The following is a 19083-nucleotide window of genomic DNA, read 5'->3' as shown; positions in this document are numbered from 1 at the left end:
TTCTGCCGCGATCCCGGCGTTCCGAATTCGGTGAAGATGCTGAGCCGCACAACCGCAGCAGAGTCCGAACATGAAACGGCCGTCGCTCCGGCGCAGCCAACGATCGGAACGACGGCCGTTTTATCAATCAGGCAATCTTGCGAATTTCGTTCTCGTCTGCTTCGGCCTTTTCATCCTCAGCGTCATCCTCATGTTCGGCCTCGTCTTCATCGTCGTCCTCGGGCTCGTACATGTCGGCCGTTTGCAGAACGAGCGCAGGAAGGGTTTCGCGGAACAATTCGCCTTCCTCGCCAATCCAGATGCACTCAATGCCTTCATCGGTCACCTTCGCGACCGTCATCGGCTGACCGCCGGACTTCAACGCAACGACATCGCCTGGCTGAAACGTCATGACCTTCTCCTCTGGTGAAGCAGCGAGAAGGCTAGCGAGGCGTCATGACAGCAACATCACGGCGGATTGTTTTTGGTATTGATCAGTCGTCGTCGCCGAATGTTCCGGACAATTTCAGTCCGTCGATCCATGTCGCGCCGTTGCGTTTGATCACCGTCCGCGGTGTGACGGCGCTTTCGCGCATGAAGGCCTGCGCCAGGCGTTCCGAATGCGTGACCACCCAAATCTGGGTGCGTTGACCGGCGCGCAGGATCAGGCGTGCAAGCGGCTCCAGCAGATCCGGATGAAGGCTTGTTTCCGGCTCGTTCAATGCAATGAAGGATGGAAGACGATAGCCCAGCAACGCGCCGGCAATGGCGAGGTAGCGCAATGTGCCGTCGGACAATTCCTCGGCTTCGAAAACCCGTTTCGGATAGTCCGGCATGATCAGCCCGAACGATGCCGTGCGGCCCGGGGAGGGAACGACGAGACGCGCGCCCGGAAAAGCATCATCGATGACCTGGTCGAGATCGGCTGTGTCCTCGCGGATATGAACGAGTGTTGCAAAAACAGCGGCGAGGTCAGACCCGTCGGATGCCAATGTCGGCGTGGTGACGGCAAGACATGGCGTCCGCAACGGTGAAAGACGATCACTGCGGAAATCGTGATAGAATCTCCAGGCGAGCATCGTCCGGCGAACGGCTGCGATATCGGCGTGATCGGTCGTGTCCGGCGAGATGCCGAGAGCCGTTTCGGTTGGAAAGAGATCGGTCCCGAGCGGATGCTTGCGCCCGTTGTCATCGAATGCGACGGCGCGCGGGCCTTTGCGTTCCAAGACGGGGGCTGGCTTTCGACCACCGCAATAGACAAGCCGCTCTTCCTTGATCTGCGGCTCAAGCGGAAACGCGGCGGCGGTCGGCTGGCGCACGCCGATTTCGGCTTCATAGGAGAATGTGACGCCGGCCTCGACGCCATATTCGAATGTCGGTTGCGGTTCGGAGTCACGGCTGCCGCCGAGTCCGACCGAGAGTTTGATGCGGGCCGGGAGACTGGCGTTGCGCCTGCCGGCCCAGAGCGCCGATTCCATCCCGCCTTCGGCGGCGAGGTCGCGGGCAAGGGTGCCGGCCGCGGCCGCCTGCAGCAATTGCAAGGAGCGATAGAGGTTCGTCTTGCCGACGCCGTTGGCGCCGACGAACACAGTGACAGGATCGACCGGAAACCGGATGCCCTGAATCGAACGATACCCCGCGATATAGACCTCGCGGACCTGCATCACGGCCATTTCACCATCGGCGGCATCGATGACAGGATGGAGTCGACATTGCCGCCGGTCCGAAGTCCGAAAATCGTGCCGCGATCATAGAGCAGATTGAATTCGACGTAGCGGCCGCGGCGCACGAGCTGCTCCTCGCGCTCGGCTTCGCCGTATGGCGTCTTGAAATTGCGGCGCACGAGCTGCGGATAGATGTCGCGGAAGGCGCGGCCGACATCCTGGGTGAAGGCGAAATCGGCCGCCCAGTCGCCGCTATCGTGCCAGTCATAGAAGATGCCGCCGATGCCGCGCGGTTCGTTGCGATGCTTGAGCCAGAAATACTCGTCGCACCATGTCTTGTATTTCTCATAGGGCGCGATCGCGGCGTGATCGTCGCAGGCCTTTTTCATCGCGGCATGAAAGGCGAGACTGTCCCGATCGTCCTGCGTCCGTCGCTTGTTCAGGACCGGCGTCAGGTCGGCGCCGCCGCCGAACCACGCCTTGGTCGTGACCACGAAGCGCGTGTTCATGTGCACGGCCGGCACATTCGGATTCCAGGGATGCGCGATCAGCGAGATGCCCGAGGCCCAGAAGCGCGGATCGCTCTCGGCACCGGGAATCTCTTTTCGGAATTCCGGCGCGAATTCGCCGTGTACGGTCGAACAATGCACGCCGACTTTCTCGAACACGCGGCCCTTCATGATTGCCATGACCCCGCCGCCACCAGGATTGCCGGTGTGGTCCGTCCGGTTCCATGGCGTGCGTACAAAGCGGCCCGCGGGCAGGGTGGATTGCGGCAGACCGGGCGGCAAGTCGTCTTCCAGTTGTTCGTAAGCGCTGCAGATCTGGTCGCGCAGAGTTTCGAACCAGGTCCGTGCCGTTGTCTTCCGCCGTTCGAGCTCAGCCGGATCGGGCAGGGGGTAAACGCTGGCGGACGTCTTTTGTGATGCAATGGTCATGCGAGATCGGGTCCAGGCTTACGCATCATGATGCGCCATCGTGGTGGAAGTGGGCAGCGTGCCCCGGATATCCATGCCACCGGGCATGGGCCTGCAACTTGCGGCAGGTCAAAGCGGCCGGCTGCTCCATTCCTGGCGGCATTATCTGTCTGCACATATACTTATTCATACCACCGCCGGACCGCGCGTCTGCCGGATCGCTTCGCCGACCGCCATGGCGCAGGCCATCGCGATATTGAGTGACCGCAATCCCTCCCGAACTGGAATGACCAGCCGGGCATCGGCCGCTTCGGCAACTCGCTCCGGTACCCCGGCGGATTCGCGGCCGAACATCAAAATTCCGGGCCGCCGATAGTCATGATCGAGGTAAGAGGTGGACCCGCGGGTGGTGAACAGCGCGAGTTCGAGCCGTTCCGACCGGCGCCACGAATCGAATGCCTGCCATGATGCGTGCCGATGGATCGTGACCTGATCGAGGTAATCCATCGCCGCGCGGCGGAAGGCCCGGTCGGTGATCGGAAACCCGGCCGGCTCGATCAGATGCGCTGCGACCCCGAGACAGGCGCAAAGCCGCAGAATCGTTCCGGTATTTTGCGGGATGTCCGGCTCGTAGAGTGCAATCGCGAGTGGGTATCCGGTGGTCAAATTACAGGGTCCGGGATGACAAAATTACGTCGTTCGTCGAAGGGCTTGTGCGTCTCTTTAGCTCTGTTGCAAAGGCAGGCTTGCACTCCCCCGGTAAGGGTGCCAATAACACGCCGCCGGATCGCTGCCGAAGGCCTTTTCTTGAAGGTCGGACGTGGCCGGTTCGCTCGCCGCCGTGGGACGGACGAAGACGGTCAAGTCCACTTTGCGGTTCGCAGCGCGCGCGGGCCCCGGCATGTCGGAAGAGGGACCTTACCGTGGCATCCACAGCAGCAGCGGCTCATACGCGCCGCGATTTTCTTTACGTCGCAACCGGAGCGGTCGGTGCCGTCGGCGCTGCCTTCACCGCCTGGCCGCTGATCTCGCAGATGAATCCGGATGCCTCCACGATTGCCGCCGGTGCGCCGATCGAGGTCGACCTGACGCCGGTCGCCGAAGGACAGATCATCAAGGTGTTCTGGCGCGGCAAGCCGATCTTCGTGAACCACCGCACCAAGAAAGAGATCGAGGAAGCGGTCAACGTCAACCTGGCGAGCCTGCCGGACCCGCAGCCGGATTCGGCGCGTGTGAAGCCGGGGCATGCGAATTTCCAGGTGCTGATTGGCATCTGCACCCATCTGGGCTGTATCCCGCTGACCCATGCCGGCGCGTATAACGGCTATTTCTGCCCATGCCATGGCTCGGTCTATGACACCTCCGGCCGTATCCGTTCGGGCCCCGCGCCGCTGAACCTGGCGCTGCCGCCCTACGAATTCCTGAGCGACACCAAGATCAAGATCGGCTGAGGCCGTCTTCGTTTTCTGATTCTGAACGCAGGTTCTTCCGAGAAGGCTTCCCGAAATGAGCGGACACTCGACCTACCAGCCGCAAAGCGCATTCATGAAATGGATGGAGCAGCGGCTTCCGATCGCGGGCCTCGTCCACTCGTCCTTCATCGCCTATCCGACCCCGCGCAACCTGAATTACTGGTGGACGTTCGGCGGCATTCTCTCGTTCATGCTGGCGGCGCAGATCGTCACCGGCATCATCCTGGTGATGCATTACACGCCGCATGAATCGCTGGCCTTCAATTCGGTCGAGCACATCATGCGCGATGTGAATTACGGCTGGCTGCTGCGGTATCTGCACTCCAACGGCGCGTCGATGTTCTTCATCGCCGTCTACATCCACATGTTCCGCGGCATGTATTACGGTTCCTACAAGGCGCCGCGCGAAGTGCTCTGGATCCTCGGCGTCATTATTTATCTGCTGATGATGGCCACCGGCTTCCTCGGTTACACGCTGCCATGGGGCCAGATGAGCTTCTGGGGCGCGACCGTCATCACCAACTTCTTCTCAGCCATTCCGTGGGTCGGTGAAACCGTCGTCACCTGGCTCTGGGGCGGTTACTCGGTCGGCAACCCGACGCTGCAGCGCTTCTTCTCGCTGCACTACCTGCTGCCGTTCGTGATCGCGGGTGTCGTCGTCCTGCACGTCTGGGCGCTGCATGTCGTCGGTCAGAACAACCCGCTCGGCATCGAGCCGAAGGGCGACAAGGACACCGTGCCGTTCACGCCTTACGCGACGATCAAGGACGGCTTCGGCATGGTCTGCTTCATGCTGTTCTTCGCGTATTTCGTATTCTATCTGCCGAACTATCTCGGCCACGCTGACAACTACATCCCGGCCAATCCGGCGGTGACGCCAGCCCATATCGTGCCGGAATGGTATTACCTGCCGTTCTACGCAATTCTGCGCGCGATCCCGAACAAGCTGCTCGGTGTTGTGGCGCTGTTCGCTTCGATCGGCATCCTGGTGTTCCTGCCGTGGCTCGACTCATCGAAGGTGCGTTCGGCCCGCTTCCGTCCGCTGTTCCGGCAATTCTTCTGGATCTTCGTCGCAGTCTGTCTCGGCCTTGGCTATCTCGGTGCCAAGCCGGCGGAAGGCGGCTACGTAATCGCCTCGCAGATCCTGACCTTCTATTATTTCGCACACTTCCTGATCATCCTGCCGCTGCTGTCGCGGTTCGAGACCACCAAGCCCCTGCCGAATTCGATTTCGGAAGCGGTGCTGAAGGGCGGCGTGCCGATCGGCGCGTCGGCTCCGGCACCGAAGAAAGCGTGAAGGCACGGAGAGAGACGATGACAATGCAACGTTCCTTCATTGCTCTCGCGCTTGTTCTCGGCATGGCAGCCCCGGCGATCGCCGCCGAAGGGCAAGAGCAGCCGCCGAAGCAGTCGTGGTCCTTCTCGGGGCCGGTCGGAAAATTCGATCGTGCGCAGCTTCAGCGCGGCTTCAAGGTCTATCGCGAGGTTTGCCAAGCTTGCCACAGCCTGTCGTTGATCTCCTTCCGCAATCTGGCCGAGCCGGGCGGTCCCGGTTTCTCCACGGCACAAGCCGCGGCTGTCGCGGCTGAATACAAGATCCAGGACGGCCCGAACGACGCCGGCGAGATGTTTGAGCGTCCTGGTCGTCTGGCCGACCGGTTTCCGAAGCCGTTCGCGAACGACAACGCCGCACGCGCGGCCAACGGCGGCGCGTTACCGCCGGATTTGTCGCTGATCGCCAAGGCGCGGACCTATGAGCGCGGTGGTCTGTGGTTCCTGCTCGATCTTGTCACGCAATATCAGGAGCAGGGCCCCGATTATATCGACGCGCTGCTGCAGGGTTACACCGAAGCGCCGAAGGACTTCACGCTGCCGGAGGGAACGAGCTACAACAAATATTTCCCGGGCCATGCCATCGGCATGCCGGCGCCGCTGAGCGACGGGCAGGTGACCTACGATGACGGTTCGCCGCAGACGCTCGCTCAATATTCGAAGGACGTCACCGCATTCCTGATGTGGGCGGCGGAGCCGCATATGGAGGCGCGCAAGCGTCTCGGCATTCAGGTGATGATCTTCCTGCTGATCTTCGCGGGCTTGCTTTATTTTACCAAGAAGAAGGTGTGGGCGGCAGTGAAGGAGCATCCGGAACTGCTCGAGGGCCAGCGCGCTCCGACCGAATACAAGGGACGCACGTAGCGTCGATCACATTCTACAAACATATGCCCGGCTCTGCCGGGCATATTGCTTTTGAGGGTGAAGCTCATGACCAAATCCGTTCTCGGCATCATCGGCGGTTCCGGCATTTATGATCTGCCCGGACTTGAGAATGTGCGCGAGGAGCACGTCGCGAGCCCGTGGGGCGAGCCATCCGGGGCGCTGCGCATCGGCGAGATGGCCGGCCTGCCGGTGGTGTTCCTGCCGCGGCATGACAAGGGGCATCGCCTGTCGCCGTCCGACATCAATTACCGCGCCAATATCGATGTGTTGAAACGTGTCGGCGTCACCGATCTGATTTCGCTCTCCGCCTGTGGCTCGTTCAGGGAAGATTTGCCGCCGGGCGCCTTCGTGCTGGTCGATCAGTTCGTCGATCGGACGCATAAGCGCGAAAGCTCGTTCTTCGGGAAAGGCCTTGTCGCTCATGTGTCGATGGCGCATCCGGTCTCGCCGCGTCTGCGCATCCATCTGGCGGCGGCGGGGCGCGAGGAGGGCATCGACGTCGTCCGGGACGGCACCTATGTCTGCATCGAGGGACCGCAATTCTCGACGCTGGCCGAAAGCCTGACCTACAAGCAACTTGGCTATTCCGTCATCGGCATGACCAACATGCCGGAGGCCAAACTCGCCCGCGAGGCGGAGATTTGCTACGCGACCGTCGCCATGGTCACCGATTTCGATTGCTGGCACCCGGATCATGATGCGGTGACGGTGCAGGACGTGATCAAGGTTCTGGTCGGCAATGCCGAAAAGGCAAAACGGCTGGTCGCGCGTCTGGCGAAGGATTTTCCGCGCGAGCACGAGCCTTGCCCGATCGGTTCCGACCGCGCGCTCGACAACGCTCTGATCACGGCACCGGAGGCCCGGGATCCGGACCTCGTCAAAAAGCTGGATGCGGTTGCGGGCCGAATTCTCAATTCGTGACTGCCCGGCCGCTGCGGATAGGCTATAAGCGGCGGCTCCGCCGGATCAAGAACCGGATGGGGCATAAAAAATGCCCTATCCAAGAGCACTTTCATGCCGGCTTCCGCCTCGTCCAACAGGCTCCTGCTTCTCACCTATGTTGCGGCCATCTTCGTTAGCGCCGCGCTGCTATTCGCGGTCCAACCGCTCTTCGCCAAGATGGTGCTGCCACAGCTCGGCGGCACACCGGCGGTGTGGTCGGTGGCGATGGTGTTTTTCCAGGCGATGCTGCTGGCCGGCTATACCTACGCCCATCTGCTGACGCATTACCTGCCGGGCCGGGTTTCCGTCGCCGTTCATCTCGTCGTCATGATCGTCGCGACCTTTGCGCTGCCGCTGGCGATTGCGGCTGGATGGGGCCGGGCCCCCGCACAAGGCGAGGCTTTCTGGTTGCTGGGATTGTTTGCCGCGTCCATTGGCCTGCCGTTCTTTGCGCTGTCGGCCAATGGCCCATTGCTGCAGGCCTGGTTCGCCCGCACGGGGCATCCCTCAGCCAAGGACCCTTACTTCCTTTATGCTGCCAGTAACGTCGGCAGTTTCCTTGCGCTGCTGGCCTATCCCTTTGCGGTCGAGCCATTCTCCCGGCTCGGCCAGCAGACCGGCGGCTGGAGCATCGGCTTTTATATCCTGATCGCGCTGATTGCCCTGTGTGGCGTATGGCTTCTGCGTTCGCGCAACGAACTGCCCGACATTGCGACCGACGATGCGGCGCCGCCGACCTGGCGCGATGCCTTGATCTGGATCGCCCTGGCGGCCGTGCCTTCGGCACTGCTCATCGCCATCACTGCGCATATTTCGACAGACGTGGCCGCTGCGCCGTTCCTGTGGGTGGTGCCGCTGGCGCTGTATCTTGCAACCTTCGTCATCGCCTTCCAGTCGCGACCGATCCTGCCGCATCGGCTTATCCTTTGGATTGCGCCGATTGCGATCATTCTGCTCGTTGTGTCACTGGCGCTCGGTTCCGCCGATCAGATCCTCGTTCTGATCGCGATCAATCTCGTCGGCTTCTTCGTACTGGCGCTGATGTGCCACGGCGAACTGGCGCGCCGCCGTCCGCCGGCGCGTTATCTCACCTCGTTTTATCTCTATCTGTCGTTGGGCGGCGTGATCGGCGGCATTTTCGCCGGCCTGATCGCGCAGCAGATCTTCTCCTGGGTCGCGGAATATCCGCTGCTGATCATCGCAGCCGCCTTGTGCCGCCCGGGCCTCGCCTGGCCGCGCAGCAAATTCTATCAGGCCGTCTGGGTCGTGCTGCTCGCCGGCATTGCTGCGATGCTCTATGCGGCTCACGTCTGGCGCTACGAGTTCTACGAGGATTCGTTCAATCTTTGGGTCGCAGCCTTGCTGGTGCTGGCATTCGGCCTGCAGCGTAATGTGGCGACCTTCGCCGTCGTCATTACCGCCTCGCTGATGTTTGTTCTTCTGTTCGGTGCCGATGCCGGCAAGCGCGATTTCGTGCGCAGCTTCTTCGGCGTGCACAAGGTGATGGAATCGGATGCCGGACAATTCCGCATCCTCAAGCACGGCACCATCGAGCATGGCGCGCAGCGCATCCGCGACGACAACGGCAAACCGGTCACCGGACGGCCCGTGGCCTCCACCTATTATCACGACAAGTCGCCGATGGCCGAAGGCCTCAACGCCGCGCGGCTGAAGCGCCAGGGCCCGATCAACGTTGCCGTAGTCGGCCTCGGCACCGGCACGCTGGCCTGCCAGATGAAGCCCGGCGACGCGCTGACCTATTACGAAATCGATCCGGCGGTGGTGCGGATCGCCAGGGACCGCAATCGATTCACGTTCCTCACCGATTGCGCACCGGACGCCAAGATCGTTATCGGCGATGCGCGGCTGACGCTCACCGATACGCCGGACGGCACATACGACATCCTCATTGTCGATGCGTTTTCATCCGACGCCATCCCGACCCATCTGATGACCAAAGAGGCGATGGCGATCTACGCGCGCAAGATCAAGCCGGACGGCATCATCCTCATGCACATCTCGAACAAGCACATGACGCTTGGTCCGGTGATTGCCGGCATTGCCGAGGCCAACGGCCTTGTGTCGCGCGCCAATGACTCCGACAAGGGCTATGACGAAGAGAACCACATGTTCGGCTCGAATGTGGTGGCCGTCGCCCGTACCGATGCGGATCTGGGCGAACTGGCAAAAGACGACGGCTGGGAGCCCAATCCGCCGGATGAAAAGGAATGGGTCTGGACCGATGATTATTCCAATGTCATCGGCGCCATCCTCAAGAAAATGAAGGAATAATCGCCGCGCGCTGCAGCCAATTTGCCGGTTGCGCAATGCAGCCGGGTTGGCCAGATTGCGCGCCAATTCGCCCCATGCCACCGAGATAAAGATGACAAGTCCTGCATTTGAAAACGATTTGAAGGCCGCCATCCGCGCCATTCCGGATTACCCGAAGCCGGGGATCATATTCCGCGACATCACCACATTGCTGGGCTCGGCGCGGGCTTTCCGTCGCGCGGTGGACGAACTGGTGCAGCCATGGGCGGGCTCCAAGATCGACAAGATCGCAGGCATCGAAGCGCGCGGCTTCATCATTGGCGGCGCGATCGCGCACCAGCTTTCGGCCGGTTTCATCCCGATCCGCAAGAAGGGCAAGCTGCCGCACAAGAGCGTGCGGATCGCCTATTCGCTGGAATACGGCATCGACGAAATGGAGATGCACGAGGATGCAGTTACGCCGGGCGAGCGCGTCATTCTGGTGGATGACCTGATTGCAACGGGCGGTACTGCGGAAGGCGCGGTGAAACTGCTGCGCCAGATGGGCGCGGAGGTGGTATCGGCGGTATTCATGGTCGATCTGCCGGAACTTGGCGGCGCCGACAAACTGCGTGCGCTCGGCGTGAATGTGCGCACGCTGGTATCCTTCGAAGGGCATTGAGCCTGTCGCTCAGGCCGTCAGCTCGGACAGGTCTTCCGGCATTTCGTCGTGACGGGCGCTGATACGATCGGCATGGGCGAACATGGCGCCGAACACGAACAGGTGACCGAGCATCGCGACGCCGGAGAATGCGGCGATAGCGAGAATGATGGCGAATTCGATGCTCATCACGCCTCCAGGCTATGTTTGTTGAAGTTTCAAGGTCTCTGAAACTTCGTCGCGTCAGCCCGGAGGAAGGTTCGAAGCAGTGATGAATTTTCCGTGCTGGTGTGCAGCCGGCACAAATTACCGCAGCGTCAGCGACGACTTCAGCTCGCGCAGCAAGAGCCGCAATTCGAGCTCTCGGAATTCCACAAAGACGCGCTCGATCCATTCATGCAGCTCAGTGCGCATCGTGGTGGCGCGCTCCAGATAGTCGTCGAAGGAAAAGCCCGGCTTGTCGACGATCGATTTCAGGAACGGACTGAGCACCGGGATCCGCACCGGCGGTTCGCCGGAGACCGGATTGGGAAAATTCTGCATGTAATCCTGCAGATTGGCGATCTGCTCGTTATGCACCGGGACGAGCGCCATCTGCCGGAACGCGCGATAGGTGTCGGCATAGCTCTGCGCCGAGCGCGGATCGGGGTCGCCAATGAACAGCGTGACGACATCGATGCCGCGCCGTTTGGCCTCGTCGACCACGCCGATCTTGCGGATCAGCGTGAAAAATTTGTCGAAGACCTCATCGCCAAGGTCGATGACTTTCACCACTTCGTCCTCGGCGATCAATTCATCGAACAGCGCCATCTGTCCGCGCGTGGCCTCGATATCGGCCGGCGCCGTATAGCGCGGCAGAAAGCCGGACAGGGCGGCATTGTTCGGATTGAGATCGAACGCCACGGCCGACCGGCCATTGGCGAGAACGAATTCGGTCAGCGCCCGCGCAACAAGCGTCTTGCCCACGCGCTGGCGCGGCGAGCAGACGATGAAGATCGATTTTAGCCGCGCCATGATGGCTCAACGCGCTTTAGAGAATCCGGAAATTGGGCACCGGTTTACGCGTAGAGACAACACTTAAAAATAGGGTTGCAAAGCGCGCAGCTAGCCTCAGCCGCTCTTGGCCTGGCCACCGCCGCGTTCGCCGCTCGAGGACTTCCCGGCCGGTGCCACCGATGGTGCGACGATGTCCGGTAGCTTCACGCGATCGAATTCTGCCCACACATTGCCGAGCCAGTGGCGGACATAGCCGCGCAGCACGAACGAGTAATTGGCGCCGTCGCCATTCGGACCCTTGTTGGCGATGAAGGTGACGAACGGCACCGACGCCAGCTCCACCTGCTCAAAGGCCATTTCGTTCAGTTTCGGGATGGTGATGTCGACCGCGTCCTTGATCTTCTTGAAATAGGAATTGTAGGTCGTCTCGTCCCAATCGAAGAAGCTGGTCTCGTTGATGAAATTCTTCACCAGATAATATTTGCCGTCGGTCACGAACGGCGCGATTTCGGCGATCTCGTTCAGCGAGGCGATCGAGGGGCCGACGATGTGGAACACGCCGAGTTGGATCTGGCCGCGCTTGGCCGATTCCAGGAACCCGATATCGCGCAGGGCGGCGAGGGTGGTCGAGAGCAGTCCGGCGCGAACGTCGATCAGCGTGACCTTGCTCTCGGACAGCGTGTCGAAGATCTTCATCTGGTCCGGCACCTGGGTCACGTCGACGACCTCGGTGATGTCCGGATGGAACCGCTTCAGCGTTCCCTTGGGGGATTCGGTATCGAAGGCCCGGATCGGCACGTTCCGGCCTGTGAAATAGTCGAGAATGGTGCGTGAAACGGTGGTCTTGCCAACACCGCCCTTATCTGCCCCCACGATGATGACTGTCGGCTTTGCCATGACCTTCCTTCGCACTGATAGCGGGCGGACCTTGTCCCCATGCCCTTCGGTCCGGCGCACCATGACGAACCGGCCGGCTTATTTCAATTGGTTCGCTTAGGTATTTCGAAGGCACGGTAAAGCGCGGTTCCTTGACCCGTTCCGGCCCGGCCGATAGGTAAGCGGCCACAAGCCGACTCCTTGGATTTTGTCAGAAATGTCAGCCTCCGCCACCGCACTCGCGCCGGAGCCCCCGCGCTCTTTTCAGGGTCTGATTCTGGCCCTTCAGCGGTATTGGGCGGATCATGGCTGCGTCATCCTTCAGCCCTATGACATGGAAGTCGGGGCCGGCACCTTCCATCCGGCGACGACCCTGCGGGCGCTCGGGCCGAAGCCCTGGAACGCGGCCTATGTGCAGCCGTCGCGCCGGCCGAAGGATGGCCGCTATGGCGAGAACCCGAACCGGCTGCAGCATTATTACCAGTTCCAGGTGATCCTGAAGCCGTCGCCGGAAAATTTGCAGGACCTGTATCTCCAGTCGCTCTATGCCATCGGCATCGATCCGAAGATCCACGATATCAGGTTCGTTGAAGACGACTGGGAGAGCCCGACGCTCGGTGCCTGGGGGCTGGGCTGGGAATGCTGGTGCGATGGTATGGAAGTCAGCCAGTTCACCTACTTTCAGCAGGTCGCCGGCTTTGAATGCGCGCCGGTCTCCGGCGAACTGACTTACGGGCTGGAACGCCTCGCTATGTATGTGCAGGGCGTTGAGCGCGTCTATGATCTGAATTTCAACGGCCGGACCGACGACAAGAAGGTCAGCTATGGCGATGTGTTCCTGCAGGCCGAGCAGGAATATTCGCGGCACAATTTCGAATATGCCGACACCGCCATGCTGTTCGAGCAATTCAAGATGGCCGAAGCCGCCTGCCAGAAATATCTCGATGCCGGCTGGCAGAAAAACGAAAAGGATCCCGGCAAGAACGATCGGCACCTGATGGCGCTGCCGGCCTATGACCAGTGCATCAAGGCGAGCCACGTCTTCAATCTGCTCGATGCCCGCGGCGTGATCTCGGTCACCGAACGCCAGAGCTATATCCTGCGCGTGCGCGAGCTTGCCAAAGCCTGCGGCGCAGCCTGGCTTGCGACCGAAGCGGGAGGGGCAGTGTAAGAGCGCCATGATTGCGGTGTGTTCCCCTCCCCCTTGTGGGGAGGGGTTAGGGGTGGGGGTAGGAGCGAGGGCCGTGATGGCGGCGAAGCGCGTGGATGGCGAACGGCGATGGGCGGTTGCGGATCGGTCATCCCAATCGCCGCAACGCCGTTTTGCGCGCGCCATGCGCCACACGCCGACTGAAGCCGAAAAGACATTGTGGTGGCATTTGCGTCATCGCCTGAAGCTTCCAGACGCACATTTCCGACGACAGGTGCAGATCGGTTCCTACATTGCTGATTTCGCCTGCCACGGTTTGAAACTGATCATTGAAGTGGATGGCGGACAACATGCCTCGGTCATCGCCTATGACAACGAAAGAACGAAGCGTTTCGAAGCGGATGGTTATCGCGTCTTACGCTTCTGGAACAACGACGTGATGTCGAATATCGACGGTGTGCTGGAGGTCATTCGGCGCGCAATGATGACGCCCCCCACCCCCGACCCCTCCCCACAAGGGGGAGGGGAGCACCAGCGCCCGGAATAGGCCATGCCCGATCTTCTGCTTGAATTGTTTTCCGAGGAAATCCCCGCGCGCATGCAGCCGCGCGCGATGGACGACCTGAAGAAGCTCGTTACCGATCGCCTGGTCGATGCCGGTCTCGTCTATGAGGGCGCCAAGGCGTTCGCGACGCCGCGGCGCCTGGCCTTGTCCGTGCATGGCATCCCCGCCAAGCAGGCCGATATCCGCGAAGAAAAGAAAGGCCCGCGCGTCGGCGCGCCGGAAGGCGCTGTCACCGGCTTTCTGAAAAGCGCGGGGCTGACCTCGATCGATCAAGCCAAGATCGAGAAGGATCCCAAGAAGGGCGAATTTTACGTTGCGGTGATCGAAAAGCCGGGCCGCCCGGCGATCGATGTGATCAAGGATATCGTCGCTGCGACGATCCTGACTTTTCCCTGGCCGAAATCGATGCGCTGGGGCGCGGCATCGGCAAAGCCCGGTGCGTTGACATGGGTGCGTCCGCTGCATTCCATCGTCGCAACCTTCGGGCCGGAAACCGAAGAGCCCGAAATCATCAGCTTCGGCCTCGAGAATTTCGGCGTCACAAGCGGCAACATCACCTACGGCCATCGCTTCCTCGCGCCCGGCGCGATCGAGGTGCGCCGTCAGGACGACTGGATGGCCAAGCTGGAAAAAGCCAAGGTCATCGTCGATCCGGCGCGCCGGCGCGAAATCATTTCGACCGAAGCCAAGAATCTTGCTTTCGCGCAAGGCTTCGAACTGGTCGAGGACGAGGGCCTGCTGATCGAAGTCGGCGGTCTTGTTGAGTGGCCGGTGGTGCTGATGGGCTCGTTCGAGGACAGCTTCCTCGCGATCCCGCCGGAAGTGATCCGCACCACGATCCGGAACAATCAGAAATGCTTTGTCGTGAAGCAGCGCGATGGCGCGCTCGCCAACAAGTTTATCCTCGTCTCCAACATGGAAGCGACCGATGGCGGCAAGGCCATCGTCGCCGGCAACGAGCGGGTGATCCGCGCGCGGCTGTCGGATGCCAAGTTCTTCTACGAGACCGATCTGAAGACGAGATTGGAAGATCGCCTGCCGAAATTCGACCAGATCATCTTCCATGAAAAGCTTGGCACGCAGGCCGAACGCATCGCCCGCATCGAGAAACTCGCCGGTGAAATCGCGCCACTGGTCGGCGCGGATATTGAGAAGGCGAAGCGCGCCGCAAAGCTCGCCAAGGCCGATCTGTTGACGGAAGTCGTCGGCGAATTCCCCGAGTTGCAGGGCCTGATGGGTAAATATTACGCGCTGGCGCAGGGCGAGGATCCGTCGGTTGCTGCTGCGTGCGAGGATCATTATAAGCCGGCCGGCCCTGGCGATCGCGTGCCGACCGATCCGGTCTCGATTGCCGTCGCGCTCGCCGACAAGATCGATACGCTGGTTGGCTTCTGGGCGATCGACGAAAAGCCGACTGGCTCGAAAGATCCTTATGCGTTGCGCCGCGCCGCGCTCGGCGTCATCCGCATCATCCTGTCGAACAATCTGCGTCTCAATCTTGCCGAGCTGTTCGGCATGGCGACGGAAGGCTATCTCGATCAGGGCAAAACCTTCGTGCGCGACTTCGTCGACAAGGCGAACGAAGGCAAGGACGATCTCTCAGGTCTGAAAGCCAGTTTCGATGCGGTGACCGGAACGGACCTTCGCGATTTCTTTTTCGATCGCCTGAAAGTGCAACTGCGCGAGCAGGGCGCACGGCACGATCTGGTCGACGCGGTTCTCGCCCTGCACAATGAAAACGATCTCGTCACCATCGTGCGCCGCGTCGAAGCGCTGGCCAAATTCCTCGAGACCGACGACGGCAAGAATCTGCTCGCCGGTTACAAGCGTGCGGCCAACATTCTGCGCATCGAGGAGAAGAAGGACGGACGCAGCTATACCGGCGATCCCGATCCGTCGCTGCTCAAGGAGCCGGAGGAAATCGCGCTGGCCCAGGCGATGGTCAGCATCGCGCCGGAAGCGAGCGCGGCTTACGCCCGCGAGGATTATGCCGGCGCCATGTCGGCGATGGCCAAGCTGCGGCCGGCGGTCGACGCTTTCTTCGACAAGGTCACCGTCAATGTCGACGACCAGGCCTTGCGGACCAACCGGCTGCTCCTGCTCAATCGCATTCGTGAGGCCACAGGCACCGTGGCCGATTTCTCCAAGATCGAGGGGTAAAAAAGAAAGCCGGAAATGCAGGTATTTGCGGCGAGCGGTGTACGAGGAATCGGATAGCTAGGATCGGACAGGATGAGCCGGGACCGCAGTGTCACGAGCTTGTCCCAGGAACTGACCGTCACTATTCGCGTTCATCAACGTCACCCTACCGGAGAGCCGTATGACCATCACGATTGCTCATTTGCAGCCGATTATTGCCCTCGCTGCCGGGATTTTGATCCTGATCATGCCGCGGCTGCTGAACTTTATCGTAGCGATCTATCTGATCGCGATTGGTCTGCTCGGCCTCGGTCTGTTCAGGTAGGCGCTCGGCGCTTCCCTGACCCGCGGGGCGGAATCTTTTGTCAAGGTTGAATCGCGCCGGGAAACCCGCCAAGACAAGCCGGCCAAAATAGATCTGCCAAAGCAGGCTGGTTTCCCGACTATTTTCAGGACTGAAGACGATGGCGAAATGGGTTTACGGCTTCGGCGGTGGTAAAGCCGAAGGCAAGGCGGATATGAAGAACCTGCTCGGCGGCAAGGGCGCAAACCTTGCTGAAATGGCCAATCTCGGCCTGCCGGTGCCGCCAGGTTTCACCATCACCACCGACGTCTGCACCTATTTTTACGCCCATGGCGAGAGCTACCCGAAGGAATTGGCCGGCGAGGTGGATACCGCCCTGGCCGAGGTCGGCAAGCTGACCGGCAAGACATTCGGCGACAAGGTCAACCCGCTGCTGGTCTCGGTGCGGTCAGGGGCTCGGGCCTCGATGCCGGGCATGATGGACACCGTGCTCAATCTCGGGCTCAACGACGAAACCGTCGAAGCCTTGGCGAAGAAATCCGGCGATCCGCGCTTTGCCTACGATTCTTATCGCCGCTTCATCACCATGTATTCGAACGTCGTGCTCGGTCTCGAACATCATCTGTTCGAGGACATTCTTGAAGAGCACAAGGACGCGCATGGCTATACGCTCGACACCGAACTGACCGCCGACGACTGGAAGAAGCTGGTCGTACAATACAAGGCGCGCGTCGAAGAGGAAAACGGCAAGCCGTTCCCGCAGGACCCGCGCGAGCAGCTTTGGGGCGCGATCGGCGCCGTGTTCGGCTCATGGATGAATGCGCGTGCAAAAACCTATCGCCGCCTGCACAATATTCCGGAAAGCTGGGGCACCGCGGTCAATGTGCAGGCGATGGTGTTCGGCAACATGGGCGACGATTCGGCGACCGGCGTTGCCTTCACGCGCAATCCGTCGACCGGCGAAAGCAAGCTCTATGGCGAATTCCTGATCAACGCGCAGGGCGAAGACGTCGTTGCCGGCATTCGCACGCCGCAGGAAATCACCGAGGATGCGCGCAAGGAAGCCGGCTCCGACAAGCCGTCGCTGGAAAAAGCGATGCCGGACGCCTTCAACGAGCTGACGCGCATCTACGGCACGCTCGAAAAGCATTACCGCGACATGCAGGACCTCGAATTTACCATCGAGCAGAACAAGCTGTGGATGCTGCAGACGCGGTCGGGCAAACGCACCGCCAAGGCGGCGCTGAAGATCGCGGTCGAACTGGCGAGCGAAGGCCTGATCACGGAGGACGAGGCGGTCATGCGCATCGATCCGGCTTCGCTCGATCAGCTTCTGCATCCCACCATTGATCCGAAGGCCGAGCGCAAGATTCTGGCGACGGGATTGCCGGCGTCGCCCGGCGCGGCATCGGGCGAGATCGTGTTCACATCGGAAGAAGCCGAGGCGCTGAAGGAGAAGGGCCGCAAGGTCATCCTGGTGCGCGTCGAGACGAGCCCGGAAGATATTCACGGCATGCATGCCGCCGAAGGCATCCTGACGACTCGCGGCGGCATGACCTCGCACGCCGCTGTGGTCGCGCGTGGCATGGGCAAGCCTTGCGTTTCGGGCGCTGGATCGTTGCGCGTCGACTATAACGCCAAGACGATGACGGTCGCCGGCCAGACGCTGAAGCAGGGCGAGATTGTCACCATCGATGGCTCGACCGGTCAGGTTCTCCTCGGTCAGGTGAAGATGATCGAGCCGGAATTGTCCGGGGAATTCGCGACGCTGATGTCCTGGGCCGACAAGGCGCGCCGGCTTGGTGTGCGCGCCAATGCCGATACGCCGTCAGATGCGCGCACCGCGCTGAAATACGGCGCCGAAGGCATCGGCCTGTGCCGCACCGAGCACATGTTCTTCGAGGCCGACCGCATCCAGGCGGTGCGCGAGATGATCCTCGCCGACAACGAGAAAGCCCGCCGCGCCGCGCTCGCGAAAATCCTGCCGATGCAGCGCAGCGACTTCGTCGAACTGTTCGAGATCATGAAGGGCCTGCCGGTCACGATCCGTCTGCTCGACCCGCCGCTGCACGAATTCCTGCCGCATGGCGATGCCGAGATTGCCGAAGTCGCCAAGGCGATCGGCACCGAGCCGCAGAAGATCAAGAACCGTGCGGCGGAACTCGCCGAGTTCAACCCGATGCTCGGCTTCCGCGGCTGCCGCATCGCCATTGCCTATCCGGAAATTGCCGAGATGCAGGCGCGCGCGATTTTCGAGGCCGCGGCCGAAGCCGCCAAGAGCACCGGCAAGCCGGTGGTGCCCGAAGTGATGGTGCCGCTGATCGCAACGCGCGCCGAATTCGACATCGTCAAGGCGCGTATCGATGCGATGGCCGAAGCGGTGTCGAAGGAGAAGGGCGTCACGCTCGACTATCAGGTCGGCACCATGATCGAATTGCCGCGCGCTTCGCTGATGGCTGACAAGATCGCCGAAGGCGAGGGCGGCGCCGAATTCTTCTCGTTCGGCACCAACGATCTGACGCAGACCACCTTCGGCATCAGCCGCGACGATGCGGCGAGCTTCCTTGCGACCTACACCGCGCGCGGCATCGTTCCCGTCGACCCGTTCGTGTCGATTGATCGTGACGGTGTCGGCGAACTGGTGAAGATCGGGGTCGAGCGCGGCCGCCGGGTGCAGCCCAAGCTGAAAGTCGGTATTTGCGGCGAGCATGGCGGCGACCCGGCCTCGGTCGCCTTCTGCCATGAGGTCGCGCTGGATTATGTTTCCTGTTCGCCGTTCCGCACGCCGATCGCCCGTCTTGCGGCCGCCCAGGCGGCGCTCGGCAAGGAAGTGGCCAGCCAGGCTTAAGCAGTTTTGGTCATTCCGGGGCGCCGCGCAGCGGCGAGCCCGGAATCCATGTCTTGTTTGGCTCTGGATTCCGGGTTCGCGAGCTTTGCTCGCGCCCCGGAAT

General features: G+C 61.4%; 16 protein-coding genes and 1 pseudogene. 10 read left to right on the top strand and 7 right to left on the bottom strand.

Going from position 1 to position 19083, the window contains the following annotated elements; translation table 11 throughout:
• Positions 1 to 127 precede the first annotated feature (127 nt).
• The 4 genes from CAK95_RS00585 to CAK95_RS00570 form a co-directional block, all read right to left on the bottom strand.
• Positions 128 to 391, bottom strand: a complete 264-nt coding sequence (locus tag CAK95_RS00585) for a YodC family protein (protein WP_086086058.1) — start codon at positions 389 to 391, stop codon at positions 128 to 130.
• Positions 392 to 473: 82 nt separating this feature from the next.
• A complete protein-coding gene (locus CAK95_RS00580) occupies positions 474 to 1646 on the bottom strand; it encodes an AAA family ATPase (protein WP_086091111.1) in 1173 nt (390 codons plus the stop codon).
• Positions 1643 to 2581, bottom strand: coding sequence for an oxygen-dependent coproporphyrinogen oxidase (gene hemF / locus CAK95_RS00575; protein WP_086086057.1), 939 nt, complete (start codon positions 2579 to 2581; stop codon positions 1643 to 1645). The genes CAK95_RS00580 and hemF overlap by 4 nt, the downstream gene beginning before the upstream one ends.
• Positions 2582 to 2746: 165 nt before the next feature.
• Complete coding sequence (locus tag CAK95_RS00570; RefSeq protein WP_086086056.1) at positions 2747 to 3226, bottom strand: tRNA (cytidine(34)-2'-O)-methyltransferase; 480 nt, start codon at positions 3224 to 3226, stop codon at positions 2747 to 2749.
• A 257-nt stretch (positions 3227 to 3483) separates the two neighbouring features.
• Here CAK95_RS00570 and petA point away from each other — a divergent pair, with 257 nt between their 5' ends.
• The 5 genes and pseudogenes from petA to CAK95_RS00540 all read left to right on the top strand — a co-directional run bounded on the left by petA (position 3484) and on the right by CAK95_RS00540 (position 10123).
• Positions 3484 to 4011 carry a ubiquinol-cytochrome c reductase iron-sulfur subunit gene (gene petA, locus CAK95_RS00565; protein WP_086086055.1) on the top strand — a complete coding sequence of 176 codons (528 nt, stop codon included), beginning with the start codon at positions 3484 to 3486 and terminating at the stop codon, positions 4009 to 4011.
• 55 nt (positions 4012 to 4066) lie between these two features.
• Positions 4067 to 6159, top strand: a pseudogene (locus tag CAK95_RS30135) (cytochrome c1); the annotation flags it as partial.
• Between the two features lie 135 nt (positions 6160 to 6294).
• Entirely contained in the window at positions 6295 to 7170 is an 876-nt protein-coding gene (locus tag CAK95_RS00550) for an S-methyl-5'-thioadenosine phosphorylase (protein WP_086086052.1), read from the top strand.
• A gap of 93 nt (positions 7171 to 7263) precedes the next feature.
• A complete protein-coding gene (locus CAK95_RS00545) occupies positions 7264 to 9483 on the top strand; it encodes an MFS transporter (protein WP_086086051.1) in 2220 nt (739 codons plus the stop codon).
• A gap of 91 nt (positions 9484 to 9574) precedes the next feature.
• Entirely contained in the window at positions 9575 to 10123 is a 549-nt protein-coding gene (locus CAK95_RS00540) for an adenine phosphoribosyltransferase (protein ID WP_086086050.1), read from the top strand.
• 9 nt (positions 10124 to 10132) lie between these two features.
• On the opposite strand, the gene CAK95_RS28940 is transcribed toward CAK95_RS00540, so the two are convergent.
• From CAK95_RS28940 to CAK95_RS00530, 3 genes are all read right to left on the bottom strand, one after another.
• Positions 10133 to 10291: a hypothetical protein gene (locus tag CAK95_RS28940; protein ID WP_157699479.1), complete on the bottom strand. Its 159-nt coding sequence runs from the start codon at positions 10289 to 10291 to the stop codon at positions 10133 to 10135.
• Between the two features lie 117 nt (positions 10292 to 10408).
• Entirely contained in the window at positions 10409 to 11116 is a 708-nt protein-coding gene (locus CAK95_RS00535; RefSeq protein WP_086086049.1) for a P-loop NTPase family protein, read from the bottom strand.
• A gap of 96 nt (positions 11117 to 11212) precedes the next feature.
• Positions 11213 to 11995, bottom strand: coding sequence for a P-loop NTPase family protein (locus CAK95_RS00530; RefSeq protein ID WP_086086048.1), 783 nt, complete (start codon positions 11993 to 11995; stop codon positions 11213 to 11215).
• A 196-nt stretch (positions 11996 to 12191) separates the two neighbouring features.
• Here CAK95_RS00530 and CAK95_RS00525 point away from each other — a divergent pair, with 196 nt between their 5' ends.
• From CAK95_RS00525 to ppdK, 5 genes are all read left to right on the top strand, one after another.
• Positions 12192 to 13145 carry a glycine--tRNA ligase subunit alpha gene (locus tag CAK95_RS00525; RefSeq protein WP_086086047.1) on the top strand — a complete coding sequence of 318 codons (954 nt, stop codon included), beginning with the start codon at positions 12192 to 12194 and terminating at the stop codon, positions 13143 to 13145.
• 76 nt (positions 13146 to 13221) lie between these two features.
• A complete protein-coding gene (locus CAK95_RS00520) occupies positions 13222 to 13671 on the top strand; it encodes an endonuclease domain-containing protein (RefSeq protein ID WP_086086046.1) in 450 nt (149 codons plus the stop codon).
• A gap of 3 nt (positions 13672 to 13674) precedes the next feature.
• On the top strand, positions 13675 to 15849 hold the full coding sequence (gene glyS / locus CAK95_RS00515) for a glycine--tRNA ligase subunit beta (protein WP_086086045.1): 2175 nt from the start codon (positions 13675 to 13677) through the stop codon (positions 15847 to 15849).
• Between the two features lie 160 nt (positions 15850 to 16009).
• Positions 16010 to 16153: a DUF3096 domain-containing protein gene (locus CAK95_RS00510; RefSeq protein ID WP_086086044.1), complete on the top strand. Its 144-nt coding sequence runs from the start codon at positions 16010 to 16012 to the stop codon at positions 16151 to 16153.
• 139 nt (positions 16154 to 16292) lie between these two features.
• Entirely contained in the window at positions 16293 to 18980 is a 2688-nt protein-coding gene (ppdK, locus tag CAK95_RS00505; protein WP_086086043.1) for a pyruvate, phosphate dikinase, read from the top strand.
• The last annotated feature ends 103 nt before the right edge of the window (positions 18981 to 19083 follow it).

It is taken from the genome of Pseudorhodoplanes sinuspersici (genome assembly GCF_002119765.1).
GTDB classification, from domain to species: Bacteria; Pseudomonadota; Alphaproteobacteria; order Rhizobiales; family Xanthobacteraceae; genus Pseudorhodoplanes; species Pseudorhodoplanes sinuspersici.
Note: the sequence above shows the minus strand (reverse complement) of the source record. Positions and strands in the feature narration are given on the sequence as shown.

Excerpts from the sequence above, each read along its gene's own strand:
- hemF (WP_086086057.1), bottom strand. The coding sequence starts at position 2,581 with ATGACCATTGCATCACAAAAGACGTCCGCCAGCGTTTACCCCCTGCCC.
- CAK95_RS00520 (WP_086086046.1), top strand. The coding sequence starts at position 13,222 with ATGGCGGCGAAGCGCGTGGATGGCGAACGGCGATGGGCGGTTGCGGAT.
- CAK95_RS00530 (WP_086086048.1), bottom strand. The coding sequence starts at position 11,995 with ATGGCAAAGCCGACAGTCATCATCGTGGGGGCAGATAAGGGCGGTGTT.
- CAK95_RS00550 (WP_086086052.1), top strand. The coding sequence starts at position 6,295 with ATGACCAAATCCGTTCTCGGCATCATCGGCGGTTCCGGCATTTATGAT.
- CAK95_RS00585 (WP_086086058.1), bottom strand. The coding sequence starts at position 391 with ATGACGTTTCAGCCAGGCGATGTCGTTGCGTTGAAGTCCGGCGGTCAG.
- glyS (WP_086086045.1), top strand. The coding sequence starts at position 13,675 with ATGCCCGATCTTCTGCTTGAATTGTTTTCCGAGGAAATCCCCGCGCGC.
- CAK95_RS00525 (WP_086086047.1), top strand. The coding sequence starts at position 12,192 with ATGTCAGCCTCCGCCACCGCACTCGCGCCGGAGCCCCCGCGCTCTTTT.
- CAK95_RS28940 (WP_157699479.1), bottom strand. The coding sequence starts at position 10,291 with ATGAGCATCGAATTCGCCATCATTCTCGCTATCGCCGCATTCTCCGGC.
- CAK95_RS00545 (WP_086086051.1), top strand. The coding sequence starts at position 7,264 with ATGCCGGCTTCCGCCTCGTCCAACAGGCTCCTGCTTCTCACCTATGTT.
- CAK95_RS00510 (WP_086086044.1), top strand. The coding sequence starts at position 16,010 with ATGACCATCACGATTGCTCATTTGCAGCCGATTATTGCCCTCGCTGCC.
- CAK95_RS00540 (WP_086086050.1), top strand. The coding sequence starts at position 9,575 with ATGACAAGTCCTGCATTTGAAAACGATTTGAAGGCCGCCATCCGCGCC.
- ppdK (WP_086086043.1), top strand. The coding sequence starts at position 16,293 with ATGGCGAAATGGGTTTACGGCTTCGGCGGTGGTAAAGCCGAAGGCAAG.
- CAK95_RS00535 (WP_086086049.1), bottom strand. The coding sequence starts at position 11,116 with ATGGCGCGGCTAAAATCGATCTTCATCGTCTGCTCGCCGCGCCAGCGC.